The organism is Glutamicibacter sp. HZAU (assembly GCF_004100365.1).
Classification (GTDB): Bacteria; Actinomycetota; Actinomycetes; order Actinomycetales; family Micrococcaceae; genus Glutamicibacter; species Glutamicibacter nicotianae.
The window spans coordinates 108,513-132,630 of sequence record NZ_SCKZ01000007.1; the positions used below are offsets into that span (position 1 = coordinate 108,513).

General features: G+C 59.3%; 20 protein-coding genes and 1 tRNA gene. 15 read left to right on the forward strand and 6 right to left on the reverse strand.

Annotation, left to right across the window (positions count from 1 at the left end; translation table 11 throughout):
* Positions 1 to 101: 101 nt before the first annotated feature.
* The 3 genes from EKH49_RS12470 to ygfZ all read left to right on the forward strand — a co-directional run bounded on the left by EKH49_RS12470 (position 102) and on the right by ygfZ (position 2,736).
* Complete coding sequence (locus tag EKH49_RS12470) at positions 102 to 770, forward strand: hypothetical protein (RefSeq protein ID WP_038992227.1); 669 nt, start codon at positions 102 to 104, stop codon at positions 768 to 770.
* Positions 771 to 1,036: 266 nt separating this feature from the next.
* Positions 1,037 to 1,651, forward strand: coding sequence for an FABP family protein (locus EKH49_RS12475; RefSeq protein WP_128471105.1), 615 nt, complete (start codon positions 1,037 to 1,039; stop codon positions 1,649 to 1,651).
* A gap of 2 nt (positions 1,652 to 1,653) precedes the next feature.
* On the forward strand, positions 1,654 to 2,736 hold the full coding sequence (gene ygfZ, locus EKH49_RS12480) for a CAF17-like 4Fe-4S cluster assembly/insertion protein YgfZ (protein WP_128471106.1): 1,083 nt from the start codon (positions 1,654 to 1,656) through the stop codon (positions 2,734 to 2,736).
* Between the two features lie 75 nt (positions 2,737 to 2,811).
* Here ygfZ and EKH49_RS12485 read toward each other — a convergent pair whose 3' ends face one another.
* From EKH49_RS12485 to EKH49_RS12500, 4 genes are all read right to left on the reverse strand, one after another.
* Complete coding sequence (locus EKH49_RS12485) at positions 2,812 to 3,840, reverse strand: 6-phosphofructokinase (RefSeq protein WP_128471107.1); 1,029 nt, start codon at positions 3,838 to 3,840, stop codon at positions 2,812 to 2,814.
* A 240-nt stretch (positions 3,841 to 4,080) separates the two neighbouring features.
* Positions 4,081 to 4,323 carry a PspC domain-containing protein gene (locus tag EKH49_RS12490; protein ID WP_128471108.1) on the reverse strand — a complete coding sequence of 81 codons (243 nt, stop codon included), beginning with the start codon at positions 4,321 to 4,323 and terminating at the stop codon, positions 4,081 to 4,083.
* 35 nt (positions 4,324 to 4,358) lie between these two features.
* Positions 4,359 to 4,607 carry a hypothetical protein gene (locus tag EKH49_RS12495; protein ID WP_128471109.1) on the reverse strand — a complete coding sequence of 83 codons (249 nt, stop codon included), beginning with the start codon at positions 4,605 to 4,607 and terminating at the stop codon, positions 4,359 to 4,361.
* Between the two features lie 12 nt (positions 4,608 to 4,619).
* Positions 4,620 to 5,942 (reverse strand): PspC domain-containing protein, encoded by a 1,323-nt coding sequence (locus EKH49_RS12500; protein WP_128471110.1) that lies wholly within the window; start codon positions 5,940 to 5,942, stop codon positions 4,620 to 4,622.
* 126 nt (positions 5,943 to 6,068) lie between these two features.
* Here EKH49_RS12500 and EKH49_RS12505 point away from each other — a divergent pair, with 126 nt between their 5' ends.
* On the forward strand, positions 6,069 to 7,322 hold the full coding sequence (locus tag EKH49_RS12505) for an ATP-binding protein (protein ID WP_128471111.1): 1,254 nt from the start codon (positions 6,069 to 6,071) through the stop codon (positions 7,320 to 7,322).
* A 4-nt stretch (positions 7,323 to 7,326) separates the two neighbouring features.
* The gene (locus EKH49_RS12510) at positions 7,327 to 7,995 is read left to right on the forward strand and encodes a LuxR C-terminal-related transcriptional regulator (RefSeq protein ID WP_066140762.1); all 669 of its coding nucleotides are present in this window, start codon (positions 7,327 to 7,329) and stop codon (positions 7,993 to 7,995) included.
* An 80-nt stretch (positions 7,996 to 8,075) separates the two neighbouring features.
* Here the strand turns inward: EKH49_RS12510 and EKH49_RS12515 are convergent, their stop codons facing one another.
* Positions 8,076 to 9,275 (reverse strand): pyridoxal phosphate-dependent aminotransferase, encoded by a 1,200-nt coding sequence (locus EKH49_RS12515; RefSeq protein WP_128471112.1) that lies wholly within the window; start codon positions 9,273 to 9,275, stop codon positions 8,076 to 8,078.
* A gap of 268 nt (positions 9,276 to 9,543) precedes the next feature.
* Here EKH49_RS12515 and EKH49_RS12520 point away from each other — a divergent pair.
* The 8 genes from EKH49_RS12520 (at position 9,544) to EKH49_RS12555 (ending at position 15,104) form a co-directional block, all read left to right on the forward strand.
* Positions 9,544 to 9,616 (forward strand) — tRNA-Trp (locus EKH49_RS12520).
* 114 nt (positions 9,617 to 9,730) lie between these two features.
* A complete protein-coding gene (secE, locus tag EKH49_RS12525) occupies positions 9,731 to 9,979 on the forward strand; it encodes a preprotein translocase subunit SecE (RefSeq protein ID WP_038992215.1) in 249 nt (82 codons plus the stop codon).
* A gap of 72 nt (positions 9,980 to 10,051) precedes the next feature.
* On the forward strand, positions 10,052 to 10,864 hold the full coding sequence (gene nusG, locus EKH49_RS12530; RefSeq protein WP_201739611.1) for a transcription termination/antitermination protein NusG: 813 nt from the start codon (positions 10,052 to 10,054) through the stop codon (positions 10,862 to 10,864).
* 129 nt (positions 10,865 to 10,993) lie between these two features.
* Positions 10,994 to 11,425: a 50S ribosomal protein L11 gene (gene rplK / locus EKH49_RS12535; protein ID WP_038992213.1), complete on the forward strand. Its 432-nt coding sequence runs from the start codon at positions 10,994 to 10,996 to the stop codon at positions 11,423 to 11,425.
* Positions 11,426 to 11,560: 135 nt separating this feature from the next.
* A complete protein-coding gene (gene rplA, locus EKH49_RS12540; protein ID WP_128471114.1) occupies positions 11,561 to 12,262 on the forward strand; it encodes a 50S ribosomal protein L1 in 702 nt (233 codons plus the stop codon).
* A 555-nt stretch (positions 12,263 to 12,817) separates the two neighbouring features.
* Entirely contained in the window at positions 12,818 to 13,339 is a 522-nt protein-coding gene (rplJ, locus tag EKH49_RS12545) for a 50S ribosomal protein L10 (protein WP_128471115.1), read from the forward strand.
* Positions 13,340 to 13,412: 73 nt separating this feature from the next.
* Positions 13,413 to 13,787 (forward strand): 50S ribosomal protein L7/L12, encoded by a 375-nt coding sequence (rplL, locus tag EKH49_RS12550; protein ID WP_066140753.1) that lies wholly within the window; start codon positions 13,413 to 13,415, stop codon positions 13,785 to 13,787.
* Positions 13,788 to 13,934: 147 nt separating this feature from the next.
* On the forward strand, positions 13,935 to 15,104 hold the full coding sequence (locus tag EKH49_RS12555; protein WP_128471116.1) for an acyltransferase family protein: 1,170 nt from the start codon (positions 13,935 to 13,937) through the stop codon (positions 15,102 to 15,104).
* Here EKH49_RS12555 and EKH49_RS12560 read toward each other — a convergent pair.
* Positions 15,058 to 15,555, reverse strand: coding sequence for an aminoacyl-tRNA deacylase (locus tag EKH49_RS12560; protein ID WP_128471117.1), 498 nt, complete (start codon positions 15,553 to 15,555; stop codon positions 15,058 to 15,060). The two genes, EKH49_RS12555 and EKH49_RS12560, sit on opposite strands and share 47 nt — an antisense overlap.
* Positions 15,556 to 16,168: 613 nt before the next feature.
* Between EKH49_RS12560 and rpoB the strand changes: the two genes are divergently transcribed.
* Both rpoB and EKH49_RS12570 read left to right on the forward strand, forming a co-directional pair.
* The gene (rpoB, locus tag EKH49_RS12565) at positions 16,169 to 19,675 is read left to right on the forward strand and encodes a DNA-directed RNA polymerase subunit beta (RefSeq protein ID WP_128471118.1); all 3,507 of its coding nucleotides are present in this window, start codon (positions 16,169 to 16,171) and stop codon (positions 19,673 to 19,675) included.
* A 97-nt stretch (positions 19,676 to 19,772) separates the two neighbouring features.
* Positions 19,773 to 23,663: a DNA-directed RNA polymerase subunit beta' gene (locus tag EKH49_RS12570; protein WP_128471119.1), complete on the forward strand. Its 3,891-nt coding sequence runs from the start codon at positions 19,773 to 19,775 to the stop codon at positions 23,661 to 23,663.
* The last annotated feature ends 455 nt before the right edge of the window (positions 23,664 to 24,118 follow it).

Below are 24,118 nucleotides of genomic sequence, written 5' to 3' on the forward strand. Positions count from 1 at the left end.
GCGGACACATTACCGTCAGGAATCGGAATTTGAGAATCAAGGTTTTATTCAGTGGGCTCGTTGCAGCAGCACTGCTTGTCGTTGTCGCAAGTCTGAATTCGATGAGCTGGCTGATGGGTGTGCTCACCGCGGTATTGCAGCTGATTTTCGCCTATACGTGGCCCCGCATGGTTCGCTCCGATGCGCCATGGCCGATCACCATCATCTTGGCGCTATGCTCGTTGGCTGCCACGGCCTTGGCCATGTTCCTGCCGGGCGGGTCGATGATGTCACATAGCGTCGAAGTCATCGCGGTTGGCGTGCTTCTGGTATTTATCAGCCAAGTATTGCGCGGTGCAGAAGCCGAAGGCCGGTTGGCCGGCGTGGTTTCCGGTGTGACTGGCATTGTCCTGGGTGTGCTCGGGTCTGCCTGGGCCGCCAGCGCTTACGCGCCATACGGCTTTGGGTTGACCGTGATCACCGTGGTCGCGCTGCTCGGGGCTGGTGCGGTGTCCGCAACCCGACTTCCGAACCGGATGACGATGATTCTTGCACCTGTGGTTGCTGCAGCTTTGGGCGCGGCGTCCAGTGCGTTGCCCATGGATCTGCTTTGGTACCAGGGTGCGATCCTCGGGTTGCTGGCAGGACTGCTGGTTGGTTCGTTACGCGCCTTGGCTTTGGTCAGCCGCAGCGTGCGCAATCTGAGTGGAATCCTGGGCTTGGCCTGCGCCATCTTGCTGATGAGCGGTGCTGTCAGCTGGTATGCGATGGAAGTTCTGGCATTCATTTAACGGTGAGCGGTTCAAATATGATGCAAGCTGCGTCACGCGTGTCGAAGTTCTCCGGGCTCGCACGCTAAGATGAAGCCATGAATGAAAATTACCTTGCAATCGAAATTTTCTTCCAGGCACTTGTAGTGATCGCCGGTCTCGGAATGGCCGGGTTCGCGGGCCTGGTAGTGAAGCGCCTCTTCCAGGGCCAGAAGTAGAAACAGCGCACACAACAACGTGTGCGCTGTTTTCTTTTCATCACTAACTGAATTAGGAGCGAGTAGTCCATGGCCTTTGACCTACCTACGGACCTCACCCCGGAACTTGTACCTTTCGCTTGGCTCATTGGCACCTGGGAAGGTGCCGGCCGTCTTGGCGAAGGCGAAGCCGAGGACGAGTACTTCTGGCAGCAAGTCATTTTCCGCGACCTTGGCGGCCCTTACCTTGAATACCGCAGCGAAGCCTGGCTGACAGAAGCCGATGGCACGAAGATGCGCATCCTGGCGGTTGAATCCGGATTCTGGTCGCTGGACCGCGAACAGCAGGATGCCGATGCGGGTCCTGGCATGGTGCCGGGGGATATCTTCCCGGTATTGCGTTCGGCTGACGATGTGCAGAAGCTGCACACCGAGGACGGCTTCAAGATCCAGGCGCATATCGTCCGGCCTGATGGCATCTCAGAGCTGTATTACGGCCTGATTGATGGGCCGCGTATTCAGCTTGCCACCGAGAGCCTGCTGCGCAGCAAGAACGCCCAGGCTTACGCATCGTCCACTCGCATCTACGGCCTGGTCAATGGCGAGCTGTTCTGGCGCTGGGATGTCTCCAAGGGCAATATGGACCTCCAGGCGCACGCCTCCGCGGCGCTCAAGCGCGTCACGGCCGAAGGAACGGCGAACTGATCATGGCCGCTGGATACCGTTCAATTTTGCTCGATCGCGCTGGGGCTGTGGAAGCTGGCGGTGTTGATGCCGGTGTCGCAGCCCACTACGGCGCTCCGACCCGTGAAGCACGCAAGCTCGCCGAGGGCCAGGCAATTGCCGATCTGAGCCACTTCGACGTTGTCGAGATCCGAGGCGATGATCGCCAGAGCTGGCTCGATACGCTCAGCAGCCAGCGAATTTCCCATCTGAAGCCAGGGGACAGCACCCAAGCGCTGCTGCTTTCGGTTCAGGGTCGCATTGAGCACGAGATGAAGGTGCTCGCCACCGAAGACCGTTTGCTGCTGATTGTTGAACCGGGCGCCGGGGCAGCGTTGGAGCAGTTCTTGAACTCGATGCGCTTCATGCTGCGCGTTGAGGTGAATGACCTTTCCTCCAGCTATGGCGTTCTGGCAGCTACTCGCAAGATCGGCACTGCTGGATCGCTGGTCTGGGAGAACCCATGGCCGGGCATTACCCAGGGCGGTTGGGCCTATTCCCGCGAAGACCACCCAGGCAAGGAACGTCCATGGTTCTTGCACATCGTGGAGCTGGAAAAGCTGGCCGAAGCCGTAGCTGACGAAGAACTAGCCGGCATGATGGCTGTCGAAGCCTTGCGCATTGCCGCGTGGGAACCGCGTTTCGGCGCTGAGATCGACGACAAGACCATTCCCCACGAGCTGGACTGGCTGCGTACTTCGGTGCATTTGAACAAGGGCTGCTACAAGGGCCAGGAAACGATTGCCCGCGTGCACAACATCGGCCACCCGCCGCGCCGACTGGTCTTCCTGGACCTTGACGGTTCCATGCACACGTTGCCAGCCGCCGGGGCCGAAGTGAAGCTGGGCGAACGCACGGTAGGCCGGATCACTTCCGCGACCCTGCATTATGAAGCAGGCCCCATTGCCTTGGCCGTGGTCAAGCGCAACGTTGACCCGGAAGCGGTGTTGTCAGTGATTGACGGCGAAACGAGCTATCCGGCTACGCAGGACGTCATCGTGGCTACCGATGCCGGCCAGGTGGCTGGGCGCTTTACCGGGTTCCTGAGGACCCCGCCCCAAGGCTAGAAGCCAACAACAAGGGCGTGGGGTGAAATGCATATCCAATGCATTTCACCCCACGCCCTTGTTGCGTTTCCATGATCAGCCGAAGAGCACGGCGGCTTCTTCGTAGCGTTCCATGGGCACGCGCTTGAGGTTGTTCAAGGCGGCTCGCAGAGGCACACGCAGCACCTTCGTGCCGTGCAGGGCCACCATGGTCCCCCAGGCCTCGGCGTGAATGGAATCCACAGCAGCCATTCCCAGCCGGGTGGCAAGGACACGGTCGAAAGCGGTAGGCACGCCGCCGCGCTGAATATGGCCCAGCACGGTTGCACGCGTTTCAATGCCGGTACGTTCCTCGATCACTGGCGCGAGCATCTCGCCAATGCCGCCGAGACGAGCACGGCCGAAGGAGTCGAGGCCGCGTACCGAGAACGCCTCTTCCATGCCTTCGGGCACGAAGCCTTCGGCGACAACTACCAATGGGGCGCGTCCGCGTTCATGGGCTTCGTTCACCCACTGGCAGATCTGCTCCATGGTGGTGGACACCTCTGGGATGAGCACGGCGTGCGCACCGGATGCCATGCCCGCGTGCAGGGCAATCCAGCCCACGTGCCGGCCCATTACTTCAGCGACCATGCAGCGGTGGTGCGAGTCGCCGGTGGTGCGCAGGCGGTCGATGGCTTCGACGGCGATCTGGTTGGCGGTATCGAAACCGAAGGTGTAGTCCGTGGCGTCCAGGTCATTGTCAATGGTCTTGGGAACGCCAACGATAGGCAGGCCCGCCTCGCAGAGGCGCTGGGCGCCGGCTAGCGTGCCTTCGCCGCCGATGGCGATCAGCGAATCGATGCCATTGGACTTGAGGACTTTGGAAATGTTCTCGGCGCCACCGAGATCACCCTCGAACGCATTCGTGCGCGAGGTGCCCAAGATGGTGCCGCCCTGCTTGGCGATGCCGCGCACAGCGGTTCGGGGAAGATCAAAGAAGTCGCCTTCCTTGACGCCACGCCAGCCGTCGCGGAAACCGACGAACTCGTAATCGTAGCTTTTGATGCCGTTCAGTACCGCTCCGCGGATGACAGCGTTCAAACCTGGGCAGTCGCCGCCCGAGGTCATGATTCCAATGCGCATTGGCCCTCGCTTAGTAAAGGGAAAGCCTTGTGCAGCAACTGGACCAAGCAGGCTCCCGATCTAGCTGCGACAGCAAGGATTTCCATTCGGATGTCATTCAATATCCGCGCGCCATTGAGCATCTACTCTGCGTGCCATTGTACGTGCTTAAAGCCACTAGGGCGAGTCTCACGTCACGGAAGTGCGTGAGACCCGCCCTAGTCGGATCATGGCGCCAAGCTGGCCGGCCGGGAACAGAACCTAGAATTTGCGCAGCCAGTTCTGCAAGACGATGGTGTTGTCCTGTGCCGGGATCAGGATCCACGCCAGAATATATGCGGCAATGCCCATGACCGGAAGCAGGAACGAAAGCAGCAGCGCAATGCGCACCAAGGTGACATCCCATCCGAACTTGTCGGCAATGCCTCCGGCGACTCCACCGGCCAAGCGGCCTGGCCCGCGGCGAAGGGGCATGGAACGAAGCGAGTTGAAGAATGCGTCCATCAGATAACTCCTAATAGTTGGAAAAGCATGGAAACTTAGAGGTTGGGGTCCGGGGGGAGCGGCGGTTCAGCTGCGGATTTCCGGGCCTTGCCGGCTGCAGCCAGACCGGAGAAGATCATGGCGACACCAGCCAAGGCGACGATGGTGATGAAGAACAACGGCATGTCGAAGCTCCATTGCAGAACCAGTCGGCTGAGCGATGCCAGGGCGACAACGATCATGATCAGCCCGAAGACCAAGGTTCCGGTAGGGAACTTCCTAGCTGGAGTAGAAGAAGTATTCATGAAGCTCAGTCCTTAGAAATCCTTGTTGCTGGGGTTCAGGATGGTGGGAGCATCCACACTGGTGGAGAAGGAGGAAAAAGCGCCGTCGACTTCAACGGTCAGCATTGGTGCATCGCCGGGCAAGGACCGCAGATCCTGAGGCAGCTCCAAGTCCATTCCGGACAGGAACGCGCCTTCGGTCTGGACCTTCACCGGAACATTCTCCGGCAGGAGCAGGTCCAGCTTGGAAAATACGGAGTCGATCTCTACCGTAGTGGGCTTGGTAATCGTGCCCAAGTGGGTCAGGTCTACCGTGGAGCTGCTGAATGCTGCACTGTACTGGCTGTCGTCTCCGGTAGCAGAGCGAACGAACCCGCGGGTTGAATCACCGAAGGACGTTACAGAGAAGATCACCGTCAACACCAGCAGAGGAATTGCCAAGCCCAAGAGGCCTCCACTGGTGCGCCCGGAAAGGGCGGCCAGGACTATGACGAGCCCAACCAGCAGCAGTCCGCAAGCCAAGGCCACCGTCCAGCCCGAACCAGGCAAAGCAACGATATCCAAGTAATCGGCCAGCATGACCACAGCGATCACCAGCACGGTGAGGCCGAAGACGGTCGTTCCGAGCCATCCCGGAATCGGGTGGCTGATCGGCTTGCGATTCACCTTGGGGTTGTAGGCCTTGGTGTATGCAGGATCTGGTGAGTAGCTATTCTCGTGCTGGCGTGTGGGGCCAGAATCATCTGAACTCATGGGGTGCTCCTTGGTTGGCGCATCTGGATTACCGGACGCGAACCGGTTCGCCGCGCTTGCTTTGAAACTCTGGGTGCCATCTCCACGCCATGGATGCTCCAGCGCCGTGGTCTTGCTGGCAGGCTTGGGCGAGGCGGCAGGACTGGTACCGGTTGGCGCCGTCTTTCGGGCCCCGTCCGGCCGCGCAAATCGGGTGTTTTTCCTGCTGAAGATGATGAATGCGATGGCCGCGACAATTGCCACGGGCCACAAGATCGGTGCCAGCGAATCCAGGAACCAGGGAGCCGGGAAGATGCCCACCGCCAAGATGATGACTGCGCCGGTCATGCCGCTGGTCCAGTTGCGATTCACTGCACTTTCCAGATGCATCGTTCCAGCGGCATCAGGCAGCAACGCCCAAGCCAGACCGTAGAGCACCATGCCCAAGCCGCCGAGGACACCGAGCACCACGAAGATGCCGCGGATCAGGACCACATCGACCTTGAAATAATCGGCCACGCCAGTTGCGACGCCACCGAGCCACTGCGAGTCCTGGCGGGTGACCGGTGATTTGCGCAGCTGTTCGTATATGCCGCGACGACGTTGAGACCCTTCGTTATTCATAGTTCAATGTTCTCGCGTTGCCGGGGTCCAGCGCTATGAGGGGATACCCTGAACTTCCCCTAGGGGTGCCCCTAGATCCGGTGATCAACCGCGAAGAATCGCCAAGAACGTGCTTGACTTAGAACCATGGAAAGTCCTGAACGACGTTTGATGGTTCGCAGCGAAAACCGGTTCGTTGCTGGTGTCTGCGGCGGCCTCGCGGAGCATCTGAATCTGCCGCTGAAGTACGTCCGGCTGGGTTTTCTGGGACTGTCCGTTTTAGGCGGCGTCGGCATACTGCTCTATGCCTGGCTCTGGGTATTCGTCCCGAGCGCAGAAGAAGCGCACGCGGACGAGCTCCGCTCCTGGGGCACCAGGTCTCGCAGCCTTGCTGAAGAGATGAACCGAGTGCAGCAAGGCATTTTCCGGCCACGCGACGGGTGGGAAAGGAACTCCACCTGGCGTGACACGCTAATCGGTGCGGGCTTGCTGGCGCTCGCCGTCCTGGCCTTCGGGCAATGGACCGGCTGGAATATCCGCTGGGATCTGATCTGGCCTTCCTTGTCCATTATTGCTGGCATTGTGCTGGCCTGGATCCAATTCGATGAGGGGATCACCAAGGGCAGGAAACGTCTGGCCCTGCCGTTGCTGCTGCGCTTGGGCTTTGGGCTGGTCCTGGTTATCGGCGGGCTGCTGGCCTTGCTGGGAAACATTGTCGGTGCCGCGGACCTGCTCGGCGGCCTATGGGCGGCTTTGGCGATTATTGTCGGCGCGACCGTTGTCTTGCTTCCTTGGGGCACCCGGCTATGGCGGGATTTCATCGCTGAACGAAGCTCGCGACAGGCTGCGGCCCAACGAGCCGAGTTCGTCGCTCACCTGCATGATTCGGTTTTGCAAACCTTGGCGGTGATTCAAAAACGCAGTGAAGACCCGGCTGCGGTGAGGACCCTGGCACGTGTCCAGGAACGTGAACTGCGCCAATGGCTGTATGGCAACCACGACCTTGATGACGAAGATGTCATCGTTGAGATCCAGCACGAGGCAAGCCACATTGAACAGTTGCTCTTGCGCGATGTTGAAGTCGTTTCGGTAGGCAATGCGCAGGGCTTTGCCGGACAGCAGGCACTGGTGGCCGCTAGCCGCGAGGCCATGATGAACGCGGCCAAGCATGCTGATGGCAAGATTTCAGTTTTCATCGAATGCTCGGCCGCGCAAGTAGAAGTGTATGTGCGCGACCGCGGCACCGGTTTTGACATCGAAGGAATACCGGCGGATCGTCACGGCATCAGGGAATCAATTATTGGCCGTATGGAACGCGCAGGCGGCACGGCGAAGATCCGCAGCGGCGCATCCGGAACTGAAGTGCAGCTGAGCATGCCATTGGACATGGAGGAAGAATAGGAATATGAGCGCAGAAAACGCCTCCGGGCTGTACCGAGTAGTGCTGGTGGATGACCATGCGATCTTTCGCTCCGGATTACGTGCCGATTTGGCCCAGGATATCGAGATTGTCGGCGAAGCCGGCACCGTGGAAGACGCCATTGAGGTGATCAGCGCGCAGCAGCCGGATGTGGTGCTATTGGACGTGCATCTGCCCGGCGGCCGTGGCGGCGGCGGGGCCGAAGTGCTCAAGGGCTGCACCGGGCTGCTGGGATCAACGCGCTTTCTGGCATTGAGCGTTTCCGACGCGGCGCAGGACGTCGTGACGGTTATTCGTTCCGGTGCCCGCGGGTACGTCACCAAGAGCATTTCCGGGGCGGAGATTTCTGATGCGGTGCGGCGCGTGGCCGGGGGAGACGCCGTGTTCTCGCCACGCTTGGCAGGGTTCGTCTTGGACGCCTTTGGCAGCAGCGCGCCGGTGGCGGAAATTGATGAAGAACTCGATCTGCTGTCCGACCGTGAATTGCAGGTCATGCGACTGATCGCCCGCGGATACAGCTATAAGGAAGTTGCCAAGGAGCTGTTCATCTCAGTGAAGACCGTGGAATCCCATGTCTCAAATGTGCTGCGCAAACTCCAGCTATCAAACCGGCATGAGCTCACCCGTTGGGCCGTTGACCGCAAGATCCTCTGAACAGCAATGCGGAAAAACAATGAAGCCGGGAAATCCATGATCGTGGTGGATTCCCCGGCTTCTTGCGTGGTGAGTCTCGCTTACTTGGCTTCGCCCAGCAGCTTGGCCATCCGCGCGACGCCTTCTTCAAGGTCTGCATCACCGAGCGCATAGGACATGCGGATGTATCCGGACGGGCCGAACGCTTCACCTGGAACGACGGCAACTTCTGCGTGCTCCAGGATGAAGGCCGCCAGTTCTGCACTGGTGTTGTTCACAACTCCGCGGATCTCGCGACCCAGCAATCCGCGCACGTCCGAATAGGCGTAGAACGCGCCCTCCGGGGTTGGGCAGTGCAGACCGTCAATTGCGTTCAGCGACTCGACGATGGCCAGCCGGCGGCGGTTGAAGGCGACCTTCATTTCGTTGACTGCATCCAGCGGCCCGGCCACGGCTGCCAAGGCGGCACGCTGCGAGACGTTGGAAACATTCGAGGTTGCGTGGGACTGCAGGTTGGTGGCCGCCTTGATGACATCCAGTGGACCTGCCATCCAACCCACGCGCCAGCCGGTCATGGCGTAGGTCTTTGCGACGCCGTTGAGAATGACAACTCGATCTTCGAGCTCCGGAACCAAGGTCGCGATGGAGCTGAAAGAGGCATCGCCGTAGGTCAAGTGCTCGTAGATTTCATCGGTAACGACCCACAGGCCCTTGGTTGCGGCCCACTGGCCGATCTCGCGGACCTGCTCTGGGGTGTACACCGCACCGGTCGGATTCGATGGGGAAACGAACAGCAGCACCTTGGTGCGCTCGGTCAGCACGGACTCAAGCTGTTCAACGGTCACCTTGTAGCCCTGCTCCGGACCGGCGAAGATCGATACAGCCTTGCCTCCGGCAAGCTGGATGGCTTCAGGATAGGTGGTCCAGTAGGGAGCTGGAACGATGACCTCGTCGCCTGGATCAAGCAGCGTGGCAAACGTGTTGTACACCGCCTGCTTGCCGCCGTTGGTGACCAGAACCTGGTTGGCGTTCAATGCGTAGCCCGAATCGCGCATGGTCTTCGTGGCGATTGCTTCACGCAGCTCGGGAAGACCGGCAGCAGGGGAGTACCGGTGGTTCTTCGGATCCTGGGCGGCCTTGACCGCTGCTTCAACAATATAGTCAGGGGTTGGGAAGTCAGGTTCACCGGCACCGAAACCGATGACTGGTCGACCTGCTGCTTTAAGAGCCTTCGCCTTGGCATCTACTGCGAGAGTCGCGGATTCGGAAATTGCGCCGATGCGGCGAGAAATGCGAGACATTGGGGATTCGTCCTGAAATCTATGGAGACAGCTGTTACACCTCAGTTTAGTTTGCGACCTTGCACTTCAGCATCACAATCTTGAAAATGACAAAATATGGTACAGATCGGGGTCCGGGAACGCGTTCTGCGCCACACCGGAGGTTGTCAGTTCGACATTTCCGATTTCGTTGCGTAAAGTTATTTCTCGTTGCCGAGACATCGCAACGGACAAAGCAGAAAGTTTTATCCGCTAAGATGTTCTAGGTGGGAGCGGTAAAAAGCTCCGAAGGGTAGTGGCGCAATTGGTAGCGCAGCGGTCTCCAAAACCGCAGGTTGCAGGTTCGAGTCCTGTCTGCCCTGCGCAATAGCGATTTATCGCTTAGCGAATTATCTCATCACGGTGTGTTGCAGTCGAATAGACTATGGCACACCGTGATTGTTTCAACTGGCCAAATTTTTGAAACGAGGAAGAACATGACCGAATCTGCTCTCAGCTCCGGTAAGGGTGGACAGAAGTTGGGTTTCTTTGCCCGGATCTTCTTGTTTTTCCGTCAGGTAATCGCAGAACTTAAGAAGGTCGTCACCCCGACCCGCAGCGAACTGGTGAATTACTTCCTGGTTGTTGTCGGTTTCGTGGTCGTGGTGATGCTGATCGTGACGGCCCTGGACTTCGTCTTCGGGCAGGGGTCGATCCTCCTGTTCACCAACAAGGTAGAACAGTAATTTTGTTGCCTCGGCGGTATGATTACCCCGAGGCAATTTAGTGTCATTCAGTCAAAGAAAGCAGGAGCTGCAGTGTCCGACAAGGAACTCGAACCGCAGATTAATGACGAGGTCGATAACGAGTTCGTTGAAGCCGCCGGCGATCAGGTAGAGCCAGCTGTTGAAGCTGGCATCGACCCAACCGAAGCACCAGCACAGGACGCTGAAGACGCTCAGGTTTCCGAAGGTGAAGCTGAAGAAGCTGAAGGCGAAGACAACGAAGCCGAAGACAACGTAGCAAAGCTCAAGGAAGAATTCCGCGCTAAGCTCCGTCGGCTTCCGGGTGACTGGTTTGTGATCCACACCTACGCTGGCTATGAAAACCGTGTGAAGGTCAACCTTGAGACCCGTATCCAGACCCAGGACATGGATGAGTACATCTTTGATATCCAGGTTCCGATGGAAGAGGTCGTTGAGGTCAAGAACACTCAGCGCAAGATCGTTCGCCGCGTGCGCATTCCGGGCTACGTCCTGGTTCGCATGGAACTGACCGATGCTTCTTGGGGTGTTGTTCGCCACACTCCAGGTGTTACCGGATTCGTTGGCAACGCCCACGATCCAAACCCATTGAACCTTGATGAAGTGTTCTCCATGCTGGAGCACACCATCGTTGATCCGGTAGAGCAGCCTTCGGCTTCGAAGCCAGGCCGTGCTCCAATTACTGAGGTCACGGTTGATTTCGAAGTTGGCGAATCGGTCATCGTGAACGACGGACCGTTCGAGACGATGCCGGCAACCATCTCGGAAATCAAGCTGGATGCCGCTCAGCTGGTCGTGCTGGTTTCGATCTTCGAACGCGAAACCCCAGTGACCCTGAACTTCAACCAGGTCACCAAGATCCAGTAGTATTAAGTCTTCGTGCTCCATATCGGTCGCTTATCGATGTGAGAGCACGGTTGGCTGTCGCGCCACGACAGCCAGATCCCCGTACCACGCTCCTGTGCTGCGGGAAACGCAAGAGTAGAAGGACCCGACATGGCCCCAAAGAAAAAGGTCACCGGACTCATCAAGCTGCAGATCCAGGCAGGTGCTGCTAACCCAGCTCCTCCAATCGGTCCAGCCCTTGGTCAGCACGGCGTCAACATCATGGAATTCTGCAAGGCTTACAACGCAGCGACCGAGTCGCAGCGCGGTAACGTGATTCCAGTTGAAATCACCGTATACGAAGACCGTTCGTTCACTTTCATCACCAAGACTCCGCCTGCAGCTGAGCTGATCAAGAAGGCCGCTGGCATCGCCAAGGGCTCGGGTGTCCCGCACACCAACAAGGTCGCCAACCTGACCCAGGCACAGGTTGAGGAAATCGCCAGCTCCAAGATGGCTGACCTGAACGCCAACGATCTGGCTGCTGCAGCCAAGATCATCGCCGGCACCGCCCGCTCCATGGGTGTGACCGTAGAAGGCTAATTGCGCCTTCCGCTATTCACCTCGTGAACAGCAACAAAGAATTTAATCTAAGGCGTTTCGATCCGTTGATCGATTCGCCCGTGGCAGGACCGGGCGCGGTCCATATGACCACGACTGCATAAGGAGATAACGCAGATGGCAAAGCGCAGCAAAGCATACGTAGCCGCCGCGGCTAAGATCGACGCGGACAAGTTCTACGCTCCAGCCGAGGCAATCGCCCTGGCCAAGGAGATCGCAGGCGACAAGACAAACTCGACCGTTGAGGTTGCTTTCCGCTTGGGTGTTGACCCACGCAAGGCTGACCAGATGGTTCGCGGTACCGTGAACCTTCCACACGGCACCGGCAAGACCGCCCGCGTGGTTGTTTTCGCTAACGGCGACAAGGCAGAAGCAGCTCGTGAAGCTGGCGCCGACTTTGTTGGCTCGGACGACCTGATCGAAAAGATCCAGGGCGGCTGGACCGACTTCGACGCAGCAGTTGCAACCCCTGACCTCATGGGCAAGGTTGGCCGCTTGGGTAAGGTTCTGGGTCCTCGTAACCTGATGCCAAACCCTAAGACCGGCACCGTGACCATGGACGTGGCCAAGGCTGTCACCGACATCAAGGGCGGCAAGATCGACTTCCGCGTCGACAAGCACTCGAACCTGCACTTCATCATTGGCAAGGTTTCGTTCGATGCAAAGCAGCTGACCGAGAACTACGCAGCAGCCCTGGACGAGGTTCTGCGCCTGAAGCCTTCGGCTTCGAAGGGCCGCTACATCTCTAAGGCAACCATCGCTACCACCTTCGGTCCAGGTATTCCTGTTGACGCGAACGTAACCCGCGTTGAGGCCTAAGCCTAGTAGCTAGCTAGTTTGAGGGAGCATGTCGAAATTCGGCATGCTCCCTCAACTTTTAAGCCAATAAATTCCTTCGCTGCCGGCACACGAAAGCATGTCTGCGTTTCATGCCGGGCGGCCGCCGGTGATAAGCTTTGACTACCGAGTATTCGGTCGTCCGCGTATGGATCCCCCAAGGCCCTACGCGGGCGAGGCACGAAAGTTTCCCCAAGACTTTCATGTCGGCGGGGCTTGTTGCCAGTGTTCCCCAAGCGCGGGCAAACGAGTCCCGCCATTCTAATTTTTTATCTTCCCAGTGACCAGGATCATGGGGATGCTTCCGGCATTGATTTGCTGTCGCGTCGACTGCTCCTATAAACTGGAACTACCGAAGACCGTCGGTTGAGCATCTGGTTTCCATTTGTTCCTAAGGATCCGCAAGGATGACCAACGCAGGTTACATAGATTTTTTGACTTTGAATAAGTTGAAACGCCCTGTGCTCCTGCGCGGGGCTATTTTTATGGCCTCGCCGGTTTTGAAACGGTACCGAACAAATCCCCGGAAGGAGTGTTATGGCAACCCCAAGCAAGACTGCAGCGATTGAAGAAATCACTGCGGAATTCAACGATTCGTCGGCGGCTGTCTTGACCGAATACCGTGGGCTTACCGTTGCACAGCTCAAGGATCTGCGCCGCTCGCTTGGTCAGGAGACCAAGTACGCAGTCGTGAAGAACACCTTGACCGCAATCGCAGCGAAGAACGCTGGCATCGATGCTTTCGATGAGCAGCTTTCTGGTCCAACCGCAATCGCCTTCATCAAGGGCGACGCAGTTGCTGCCGCTAAGAGCCTCACGGAATTCGCCAAGACTAACGACAAGCTGGTCATCAAGACCGGTTGGTTCGAAGGCAAGGCACTGGATCAGAGCGGCATCGCTGCTCTGGCTGCGCTGGAATCCCGCGAAACTCAGCTCGCCCGCGTTGCAGCAGTGCTGCAGGCTCCAGCTTCCGCTGCTGCCCGCGCTGTCGAAGCTCTGCGTGCAAAGCTCGAAGAGAACGGTGGCGAAGCTACCGAGGAAGCTCCGGCAGAAGCCTAAGCTTTCGAGTTCTCTCGCAACGTAAACCCAAATTCATCGGCCCTCAAGGCCAAAAACCGAAAGGACGCCCATCATGGCGAAGCTCAGCAACGAAGAGCTGCTTTCCGCATTCAAGGAAATGACCATCATCGAACTGTCCGAGTTCGTTAAGGAATTCGAAGAGACCTTCGACGTAACCGCTGCTGCTGTTGCAGTTGCTGGTCCAGCTGGCGGCGGCGAAGCTGCTGCTGAAGAGAAGACCGAATTCGACGTAATCCTCGAATCGGCTGGCGACAAGAAGATCGCAGTCATCAAGGAAGTTCGCGGCATCACCTCCCTGGGTCTGAAGGAAGCTAAGGAGCTCGTAGACGGCGCTCCAAAGGCTCTGCTGGAAGGCGTTGCCAAGGACGCAGCCGAGAAGGCTAAGGAAGCTCTGGAAGCTGCCGGCGCAACCGTCACCGTTAAGTAAGTTCAGCGGTCACTCGCAACTTATTGCCAAAGGTCCACAGACGAAAGTCTGTGGGCCTTTGGCCGTTAAGCTGGGAAATTGATACCAATAGTTTTATAACGTTTCTATTAACAGGGTTCATTCAAGTTCATTGTTTACAGTGAAAATGTGCCAAAAACCGTAGCTACCCAGACCCAGAAGCCAGCACCGCGCCTAGGGCTCCTAGACGCCCTGAGAATCACTGCTGCGCTGATTGTCGTGCTCTACCACTACACCGCATGGGGACACGATCATTGGGGAACGCAAGCTGCCGAGTTCTGGCCAGTGCTCTCCGAATTCACCCGCTATGGACAGCTGGGCGTCCAGCTGTTCTTCCTGATATCGGGCTTCGTGATCCTGATGTCCCTCCAGGGGAAGAACGTCATTGGCTTCATCGGTTCGCGCGTCGGAAGGCTCTACCCGGCGTACTGGCTCGCGGTGATCGCAGCGGCAGTACTTTCCCTTCGCATCTGGCCCTCCGGTAATGAAGGCAGGTCGGCCAGCGATATTCTTCCCAACCTGACCATGATGCAGGCTGGATTCGGCATCACCGATATGGACGGCGTCTACTGGACACTATGGGTCGAGTTGCGTTTCTACGTGCTGCTCGCCGTGCTCTTGTCCTTGGGCTTCGTGAAGAACAAGCACATCCTTGTGCTTTCGGCTGTTTGGCCGGCATTGGGCCTGTACCTGCATTTCACCAGCCTGGACAAGCTGCAGGAATGGATCGCAGGACAGTACGCGGCATTGTTCGCGGCCGGCATGGTGCTCTTCTTGATTTATCAAAGTGGCCATAGCCTCCTGCGGTGGTCCATGGTCGCTGCCAACACTGCCATCGCAGCATTCTTTACCGGCATCAAGGGGCGCAGCGACGCAGACTTGCTCTCCGGCCTGGACATTCCCGCCTGGCATTTCCAGCTGCTGACCGTACTGTGCGTAGCCCTGTTGGCAGCATGCACCCTGACCCCGCTCAAGAATGTCCAGGGCAAGTGGCTCGCGGTGGCAGGTTCCCTGACCTACCCGTTGTACTTGGTGCACCAGTTGTGGGGATGGTGGCTGATCAACCAGCTGCACGATGCCGTGAACAAGTACGTGCTGCTAGCCGGTGTGATGGTGCTGATGCTGGTCGTCGCCTACCTGGTGGCGCGCTTCGTCGAGCAGCCATTGGGACTGCCGCTGCGCAACGCAACGATTAGGGGGTTGACTGCGGCGCAGGCCTGGACCAAGAAATTATTTGCCAGGCCTGGATTGGTTATTCCGGAGTCGAAATATCAGCAATCGTGGCATCAAATCCGCTAACCAAATCCTTGGCGCGAACGAGCAGCCCGTGGGAGCGGTCGCCGCTGCCCAATCCGATCTGTTCTGGTACCGGCTCTTCGAAGACGCTGGCATCGACGTAAACCGGCAGTACCGTGTGGGAGCCGAAAGGAGTAATCGTTCCGCTCTCGTAGTGCGTGACATCCCAAGCGATATCGGAGGATGGCAGGGAGAGCTTGTTGACTCCCAAGACGCCGCGAAGTTTCGCCCAATCAAGTTTCCGTCCACCGGGAATGAGCGCGAAGACGAAGGCGCCATCCGCGCGCTTGATCACCAGTGTCTTGAGCAGCGCTGAGGTCGAGATGCCCATGGCGTCCGCTGCCTCTTCCAGAGAACGGACCTTGTCGCGAGGTACAATCTCAATCGGGATGTTCCTGCGCGAGGCGTCGAGGGTGACTCGGGTAAGTGCTTCATCTGATTGCAGCTTATTCACTTCGTCTCCTATCCGTGGATGTTTGCTCGATCATAGCTAGTGGCCATGGAAGAAGCCACCGGACACACGACGGCGTGGACGCTTATTACCTGCTCGGGAAAACAGCAGTCCAATGTCCTGGGATGACCCGGGAAAGTTTTCAGTAACGCTCGCCGGGAGACTGGAATCGATGATTTTGATGGCTTTCGGAACTCATTGGACGTGGATGTGACAAAACGCATAGCTGTGCTGGATGACCGGAATATGAATCACGCCATCAATGAATCCCAAGCCTTTGCTTTTCTGGGGGATCCGCGCAAACTCGGGCATCAGTTGGGAAAATGCGTAGGGTTATCGTGAAACGATGACGCCAGGTTTCGTGCCGGAACTGCGCCGAGGCACCGAATTGGGGGAGCAGGCGAAAATGGGGGCGAAAACTATAGCACGAATTTCTGCACCGAGTATCGACAACCGGATTTTCCTCCGGTAGAGTAGAAATTTGCGCCTTGCTGTTTGCGCGCGCGGCCTTCATATAGCGGTGGGTTCGTGCGGACGAAAAAGAGGAACTGTCCTATGGCAGGAACCTTAGCACGGTAAGCGTTCGGAAACCTGACGGTCTTTGGAAGGATCCATCTTGGTCGCCTCGAGCAACCCTAACAACCAAACCGCTAGTTCGGCTCGCGATGCTGCATACGCTGGCCGACTTTCTTTTGCAAAGATTCACGAACCCCTTGAAGTGCCTAACCTGCTGGCATTGCAGACCGAGAGCTTTGACCGCCTCGTCGGCAACCAGAACTGGGTAGAGCGCCTGGCCAAGGCAGAAGCCGCTGGCGACTTCAGCGTGCCCAACACCTCGGGCCTGGCAGAAATCTTCGAGGAAATCTCCCCGATCGAGGACTTCCAGGACACCATGTCCTTGAGCTTCTCGGATCCGGAGTTCGCTGATCCGAAGTACTCGATCGCAGAGTGCAAGGACCGCGACGCCACCTACGCGGCACCGCTGTATGTCAAGGCCGAATTCATGAACAATGAAACCGGCGAAATCAAGCAGCAGACCGTGTTCATGGGCGATTTCCCGCTGATGACCGAAAAGGGCACCTTCATCATCAACGGCACCGAGCGTGTCGTTGTCTCCCAGCTGGTTCGTTCCCCAGGCGCATACTTCGAGTCCGCGCCGGACAAGACCAGTGACAAGACGATCTTCTCGGCACGCATCATCCCATCGCGCGGTGCATGGTTCGAGCTGGAAATCGACAAGCGCGACCAGATCGGCGTACGCCTTGACCGCAAGCGCAAGCAGTCGGTCACCGTCTTGCTCAAGGCTCTGGGCTGGAGCGAAGAGCAGATCCTGTCCGAGTTCGGCCAGTACGATTCGATGCGCGCTACCTTGGAAAAGGACAGCATCAAGGATCAGAACGAAGCCCTGCTGGACATCTACCGCAAGCTGCGTCCAGGCGAGCCTCCTACGGTTGAGGCTGCCCAGGCACTGCTGAAGAACATGTACTTCGAGCCAAAGCGCTACGACCTGGCCAAGGTCGGCCGCTACAAGCTCAACCGCAAGCTGGGCGTGGAGACTCCGGTCAACGCCGAAAACGCTTCGGTGCTGTCGCTGGACGACCTGGTGGCCATGATCCGCTACCTCGTTGCACTGCACGCAGGCGAGCAGACTGTCCAGGGCACCCGCAAGGGCGAGATCGTCGACATTCCGGTGAACGTCGATGACATCGACCACTTCGGCAACCGCCGCATTCGCGCCGTGGGCGAACTGATCGAGAACCAGGTCCGCACCGGCCTGTCCCGCATGGAGCGTGTTGTGCGCGAGCGCATGACCACCCAGGACGTCGAGGCGATCACCCCGCAAACCCTGATCAACATCCGCCCTGTGGTGGCAGCGATCAAGGAGTTCTTCGGTACTTCGCAGCTCTCGCAGTTCATGGACCAGAACAACCCGCTGGCCGGCCTGACCCACAAGCGCCGCCTGTCGGCTCTGGGCCCGGGCGGCCTGTCCCGCGACCGCGCAGGCATGGAAGTCCGAGACGTGCACCCTTCGCACTACGGACGCATGTGCCCTATTGAAACCCCCGAAGGCCCGAACATCGGCCTGATCGGTTCGTTGGCTACCTACGGCCGCATCAACGCCTTCGGCTTCATCGAGACCCCGTACCGCAAGGTCTCCAACGGCCTGGTGTCCAACGAGGTCGAGTACCTGACCGCGGACGACGAGCTGCAGCACTACATCGCGCAGGCCAACGCGCCGCTGGATGAGAACGGCCGCTTCGTCGAAGACACCGTGCTGGTCCGCGAAAAGGGCGGTGGCGGCGAGCCTGTCATCGTCGACGCCGATGAAGTGACCTTCATGGACGTTTCCCCTCGCCAGATGGTGTCGGTCGCTACCGCGCTGATTCCATTCCTCGAGCACGACGACGCCAACCGCGCACTGATGGGCGCCAACATGCAGCGCCAGGCTGTGCCGCTGCTGAAGTCCGAGCGCCCGCTGGTGGGTACCGGCATGGAGAAGTTCGCCGCGGTTGACGCCGGCGACTCCGTTGTCGCGTCCAAGCCCGGCGTGGTCACCGAGGTTTCGGCCGACCTGGTTGTCGTCATGAACGACGACGGCACCGAGTCGATGTACCCGATCATGAAGTTCGCCCGCTCCAACCAGGGCAACGCCTACAACCAGCGCGTGCGCGTTTCGGAAGGCGACCGCCTGGAGTACCAGTCGATCATCGCCGACGGTCCTTCGACCGACTCGGGCGAGCTCTCGCTGGGCAAGAACCTGCTCGTGGCATTCATGTCCTGGGAAGGCTACAACTACGAGGATGCGATCATCCTCTCCCAGCGCATGATCTTCGACGACGTGCTCACCTCGATCCACATCGAAGAGCACGAGGTCGATGCCCGCGACACCAAGCTGGGTGCCGAGGAAATCACCCGCGACATCCCGAATGTCTCGGAAGACATCCTCTCCCAGCTCGATGACCGCGGCATCGTCTACATCGGTGCAGAGGTCGAAGCCGGCGACGTGCTGGTTGGCCGTGTCACCCCTAAGGGCGAGACCGAGCTGACCCCGGAAGAGCGCCTGCTGCGTGCCATCTTCGGCGAGAAGTCCCGCGAAGTGCGCGACACCTCCCTGAAGGTTCCGCACGGCGAGTCCGGCACGGTGATCGGCGTGCGCATCTTCGACCGCGACAACGACGACGACCTCTCGCCTGGTGTCAACCAGCTGGTCCGCGTCTACGTTGCGCAGAAGCGCAAGATCTCCATTGGCGACAAGCTTGCAGGCCGCCACGGCAACAAGGGCGTCATCTCGCGCATCATGCCGCTGGAGGACATGCCATTCCTCGAAGACGGCACCCCGCTGGATGTCATCCTGAACCCGCTGGGCGTGCCAGGCCGCATGAACGTCGGCCAGGTCATGGAAATCCACCTGGGCTGGGCCGCAAAGCAGGGCTGGAAGATCGAGGGCGAGCCTGAGTGGGTCAAGAACCTGCCGAACCTGCCTCGCGAGACCGGTTCCACCACCGTGGCAACCCCGGTCTTCGACGGCGCTTCGGAAGAGGAAATCCGCGGCATCCTGGATTCGACCAACAAGACCCGTGACGGCGTGCGCCTGATTGGCAACTCCGGCAAGGCGAAGTTGTTCGACGGCCGCTCCGGCGACCCGCTGCCGGATCCGGTATCCGTGGGATACATGTACATCTTGAAGCTGCACCACCTGGTGGACGACAAGATCCATGCCCGTTCCACCGGTCCATACTCCATGATCACCCAGCAGCCGCTGGGCGGTAAGGCCCAGTTCGGCGGCCAGCGCTTCGGCGAAATGGAAGTTTGGGCACTGGAGGCATACGGTGCCGCTTACACGCTGCAGGAAATCCTGACCATCAAGTCGGATGATATCCACGGCCGCGTGAAGGTCTACGAAGCTATCGTCAAGGGCGAGAACGTTCCAGAGCCTGGTGTTCCAGAATCGTTCAAGGTGCTCATCAAGGAAATGCAGTCGCTGTGCTTGAACGTCGAGGTACTCGGTACCGACGGCAACACTATCGAAATGCGTGAGTCGGACGAGGAATCGTTCCGCGCCGCTGAAGAGCTGGGCATCGACCTTTCACGGTCGGAGCCGAACTCCGTAGAGGAAGTGTAATCTGGCGCCCTGCCTGCAGGACCTGCAGGCAGCGGCGGCACATTCCCAACCTCATTCGTATCGACTTCAGACACCACAGAAGAGAGAAAAGGACCATATGTCCAGCGATTCCTCATTCGGCCTCATGCGAATCAACCTTGCCACCGCGGATGAAATCCGCGGCTGGAGCTACGGCGAGGTCAAGAAGCCGGAAACCATCAACTACCGCACCCTGAAGCCGGAGAAGGACGGTCTTTTCTGCGAAAAGATCTTCGGCCCTTCCCGCGACTGGGAATGCTACTGCGGCAAGTACAAGCGCGTGCGCTTCAAGGGCATCATCTGCGAGCGTTGCGGCGTCGAGGTGACCCGCGCGAACGTACGCCGTGAGCGCATGGGCCACATCGAGCTTGCAGCCCCAGTGACCCACATCTGGTACTTCAAGGGCGTTCCATCGCGCTTGGGCTACCTGCTTGATCTGGCTCCGAAGGACCTCGAAAAGGTCATCTACTTCGCTGCCTACATGATCACCAGCGTGAACGAGGAACGTCGTCACGCCGAGATGCCGAACCTGCAGGCCCAGCACGACCTGGAGCTGCGCAACCTTGCGAACAACGCGGAAGCCGACAAGAAGGCTGTTGCAGCCGACCTGGAAGCCGAGCTGGAGCGCATGGAAGCAGAAGGCGCCAAGAACGCCGAGCTGAACAAGGCTCGCACCCTGGCCGAGAAGACTGTTCTGCAGATCGACAAGCGCGCCAAGGCCGAGGCCGAGCGCCTGCGTGCGGTCTGGGAGCGCTTCAAGAACCTGAAAGTCGCCGACCTGGAGGGCGATGAAGGCCTGTACCGCACCATGCGCGAGAAGTACGGACTGTTCTTCGAGGGCTCCATGGGTGCAGAAGCCATCCAGAAGCGCCTGGAGAACTTCGACCTCGCGGCCGAGGCTGAAGAGCTGAAGACCGTCATCGAGAACGGCAAGGGCCAGAAGAAGGCCCGCGCCCTCAAGCGCCTGAAGGTCGTCAACGCATTCCTGGCCAACGGCAACTCGCCTAAGGGCATGGTCCTCGACGCTGTTCCGGTGATCCCGCCAGAACTGCGCCCAATGGTCCAGCTCGACGGTGGCCGTTTCGCCACCTCGGACCTGAACGACCTGTACCGCCGCGTGATCAACCGCAACAACCGCCTCAAGCGCCTGCTTGATCTCGGTGCCCCTGAGATCATCGTGAACAACGAAAAGCGCATGATGCAGGAAGCTGTGGACTCGCTGTTCGACAACGGCCGCCGCGGCCGTCCGGTCACGGGTCCAGGCAACCGTCCGCTGAAGTCCCTGAGCGACATGCTCAAGGGCAAGCAGGGCCGTTTCCGCCAGAACTTGCTGGGCAAGCGCGTTGACTACTCGGGCCGTTCGGTCATCGTGGTCGGCCCGCAGCTGAAGCTGCACCAGTGCGGCCTGCCTAAGCAGATGGCTCTGGAGCTGTTCAAGCCGTTCGTGATGAAGCGCCTGGTTGACCTCAACCACGCACAGAACATCAAGTCGGCTAAGCGCATGGTTGAACGCTACCGTCCGCAGGTGTGGGATGTTCTCGAAGAGATCATCACCGAGCACCCGGTACTGCTGAACCGTGCACCGACCCTGCACCGCTTGGGCATCCAGGCCTTCGAACCACAGCTGATCGAAGGCAAGGCACTGCAGCTGCACCCATTGGTCTGCGGCGCGTTCAACGCCGACTTCGACGGCGACCAGATGGCAGTGCACCTGCCGCTGAGCCCAGAAGCACAGGCTGAAGCACGCATCTTGATGCTGTCCTCGCACAACATCTTGAAGCCTTCCGATGGCCGCCCAGTGGCACAGCCTTCGCAGGATATGATCATCGGCTTGCACCACCTGACCACCAAGCGTCCAAATGAAATTGGCGCCGGTCGCGTGTTCTCCAGCGTTTCCGAGGCCATCATGGCCAAGGACCTGGGCGAGCTGCACCTGAACGCACCGATCAAGGTCCGCGTGGAGAACTTCGTTCCTTCCGCAGACCAGCCAGCCCCTGAGGGCTGGGAGCCAGGCACCCCGGCATTGCTGGAGACCTCGCTCGGCCAGGTGCTGTTCAACGACACCCTGCCAGCGGACTACCCATGGGTTGCCACCGTGGCCGGCAAGGATGCGCTTTCGGAGATCGTGAACGATCTGGCAGAGCGCTACCCGAAGATCGTTGCCGCGGCCACCTTGGACAACCTGAAGGACGCCGGTTTCTACTGGTCGACCCGTTCGGGTGTCACCGTGGCGATCTCGGACATCACCTCGAACATGGACAAGACCGCAATTCTTGCTCCATACGAGGAGAAGGCCGCCAAGGTCCAGGCTTCCTACGACAAGGGCCTGATTGCCGATACCGAACGCCGCCAGGACCTGATCGACATCTGGACCAAGGCTACCGACGAGGTTGCCGAGGCGATGAAGAACGGCATGGAAGAGCTGAACACCATTAACCGAATGGTGACTTCCAAGGCTCGCGGTAACTACCTGCAGCTGCGTCAGATCGCGGGTATCCGTGGTCTGGTGTCCAACCCGAAGGGCGAGATCATCCCTCGTCCGATCAAGTCCTCGTACCGCGAAGGCTTGTCGGTTCTGGAGTACTTCATCGCTACCCACGGTGCCCGCAAGGGCCTGGCGGATACCGCGCTGAAGACCGCGAACTCGGGTTACCTGACCCGTCGCCTGGTCGACGTCTCGCAGGATGTCATCGTTCGCGAAGAGGACTGCGGCACCAAGCGCGGCCTGACCGTTGCCATTGCGGACAACTCCGCCGGCATCCGTGTCAAGCACGAGACCGTGGAGAACTCGGCCTACACCCGTACGCTGGCTGCCGACGTGAAGGACGCTGAAGGCAACGTGCTGGCTACCGCCGGCTCGGATGTCGGAGACGTGCTGATCGACGAGCTGTACGCTGCAGGCGTGGACGAGATCCGCGTCCGCTCCGTGCTGACCTGCGACTCGGCTGTCGGAACCTGTGCACTGTGCTACGGCCGTTCGCTGGCCAGCGGCAAGACCGTGGACATCGGCGAGGCTGTGGGCATCATCGCCGCGCAGTCCATCGGCGAGCCTGGTACCCAGCTGACCATGCGTACCTTCCACACCGGTGGTGTGGCATCGGCTGACGATATCACCCAGGGTCTGCCTCGTATCCAGGAATTGTTCGAAGCCCGTACCCCGAAGGGTGTGGCTCCGATGTCCGAGGTCGCCGGTCGCGTGTCGATCGAGGACGACGAGAAGCAGCTGCGTGTCATTGTCACCCCGGACAACGGCGACGAGAAGCAGGCCTACCCGGTTCTGCGTCGTGCTCGCCTGCTGGTTGAAGAAGGCGAAAGCATCGTTGCCGGTACCCAGCTGACCAGCGGTACCCTGGATCCGAAGCAGGTTCTTCGAGTCCTCGGCCCGCGTGAGGCACAGAAGTTCCTGGTCCGCGAGGTCCAGGACGTGTACCAGTCGCAGGGTGTGGGCATCCACGATAAGCACGTGGAAGTCATCGTCCGCCAGATGCTGCGCCGCGTCACCGTCATCGAGTCCGGCGAGACCGACTTGCTGCCAGGCGAGTTGGCCGATCGTTCGCGCTTCACCGCGGCGAACCGCAAGGCTGTCTCGGAAGGCAAGCGCCCGGCTGCCGGCCGTGACGAGATGATGGGCATTACCAAGGCATCGCTGGCCACCGATTCGTGGCTGTCGGCTGCTTCCTTCCAGGAAACCACTCGCGTCCTGACCCAGGCCGCGATGGAAGGCAAGGAAGATCCGCTGCGCGGCCTGAAGGAGAACGTGATCATCGGTAAGCTGATCCCGGCCGGTACCGGTCTGGACCGCTACACCCAGGTCAACGTCGAGCCAACCGATGAGGCAAAGGCAACTTTGTTCACCGGCACCTCGGCCTTCTCCTCCGGCCTGTACGACGATGCGCTGGAAGGCGGGCTGTCGCCTGAATTCCGAGCCATCTCGATGGACGACTACGACCACGGCTCGGACTTCCGCTAAACCGGAAACCCCGGCGCCGTAAGGTAGCCTGAACCAATGCCTGCCCGCACACTGTGCGGGCAGGCATTGGGCGTTTAACCGGGAATGCGCGCGACGGGCGGGGGAGAAGCCAAACGCCGTCAAGACAGATAATTAGGTGACGAATCGCCTGGGAGATTTAGCTCCTTATTAACTGCGGAAACGAATCCCACGGCCAGCAACAGGTGCACAGCAGCTGGAGGGCAGTGCGGGGTTCAGGTAGTTTTCACCTGGCGGCCCAGTGGCGTTCAGTTGCGGGAGATAGCGTGGTCACTACCCGAACCGGCTCGATGGCGGAAGGGGCTGGAGGGGCCTGGGCGGTGAGTTAGCTTACTGTACATGGTGGCTCGGTGGATTAATGCTAGACTGAGATCAATTGTTTTATGTGTGGCAAAATGGACTCCGTCCGGGTTGCGGGTAGGTTGCGCAACGAATGC

Coding starts and splice junctions, on each gene's coding strand:
- EKH49_RS12470 (WP_038992227.1), top strand. CDS start 102: ATGAGCTGGCTGATGGGTGTGCTCACCGCGGTATTGCAGCTGATTTTC.
- EKH49_RS12475 (WP_128471105.1), top strand. CDS start 1,037: ATGGCCTTTGACCTACCTACGGACCTCACCCCGGAACTTGTACCTTTC.
- EKH49_RS12490 (WP_128471108.1), bottom strand. CDS start 4,323: ATGGACGCATTCTTCAACTCGCTTCGTTCCATGCCCCTTCGCCGCGGG.
- rplK (WP_038992213.1), top strand. CDS start 10,994: ATGGCCCCAAAGAAAAAGGTCACCGGACTCATCAAGCTGCAGATCCAG.
- rplL (WP_066140753.1), top strand. CDS start 13,413: ATGGCGAAGCTCAGCAACGAAGAGCTGCTTTCCGCATTCAAGGAAATG.
- EKH49_RS12510 (WP_066140762.1), top strand. CDS start 7,327: ATGAGCGCAGAAAACGCCTCCGGGCTGTACCGAGTAGTGCTGGTGGAT.
- EKH49_RS12570 (WP_128471119.1), top strand. CDS start 19,773: ATGTCCAGCGATTCCTCATTCGGCCTCATGCGAATCAACCTTGCCACC.
- EKH49_RS12495 (WP_128471109.1), bottom strand. CDS start 4,607: ATGAATACTTCTTCTACTCCAGCTAGGAAGTTCCCTACCGGAACCTTG.
- rplA (WP_128471114.1), top strand. CDS start 11,561: ATGGCAAAGCGCAGCAAAGCATACGTAGCCGCCGCGGCTAAGATCGAC.
- secE (WP_038992215.1), top strand. CDS start 9,731: ATGACCGAATCTGCTCTCAGCTCCGGTAAGGGTGGACAGAAGTTGGGT.
- EKH49_RS12500 (WP_128471110.1), bottom strand. CDS start 5,942: ATGAATAACGAAGGGTCTCAACGTCGTCGCGGCATATACGAACAGCTG.
- EKH49_RS12505 (WP_128471111.1), top strand. CDS start 6,069: ATGGAAAGTCCTGAACGACGTTTGATGGTTCGCAGCGAAAACCGGTTC.
- EKH49_RS12515 (WP_128471112.1), bottom strand. CDS start 9,275: ATGTCTCGCATTTCTCGCCGCATCGGCGCAATTTCCGAATCCGCGACT.
- EKH49_RS12485 (WP_128471107.1), bottom strand. CDS start 3,840: ATGCGCATTGGAATCATGACCTCGGGCGGCGACTGCCCAGGTTTGAAC.
- rplJ (WP_128471115.1), top strand. CDS start 12,818: ATGGCAACCCCAAGCAAGACTGCAGCGATTGAAGAAATCACTGCGGAA.
- ygfZ (WP_128471106.1), top strand. CDS start 1,654: ATGGCCGCTGGATACCGTTCAATTTTGCTCGATCGCGCTGGGGCTGTG.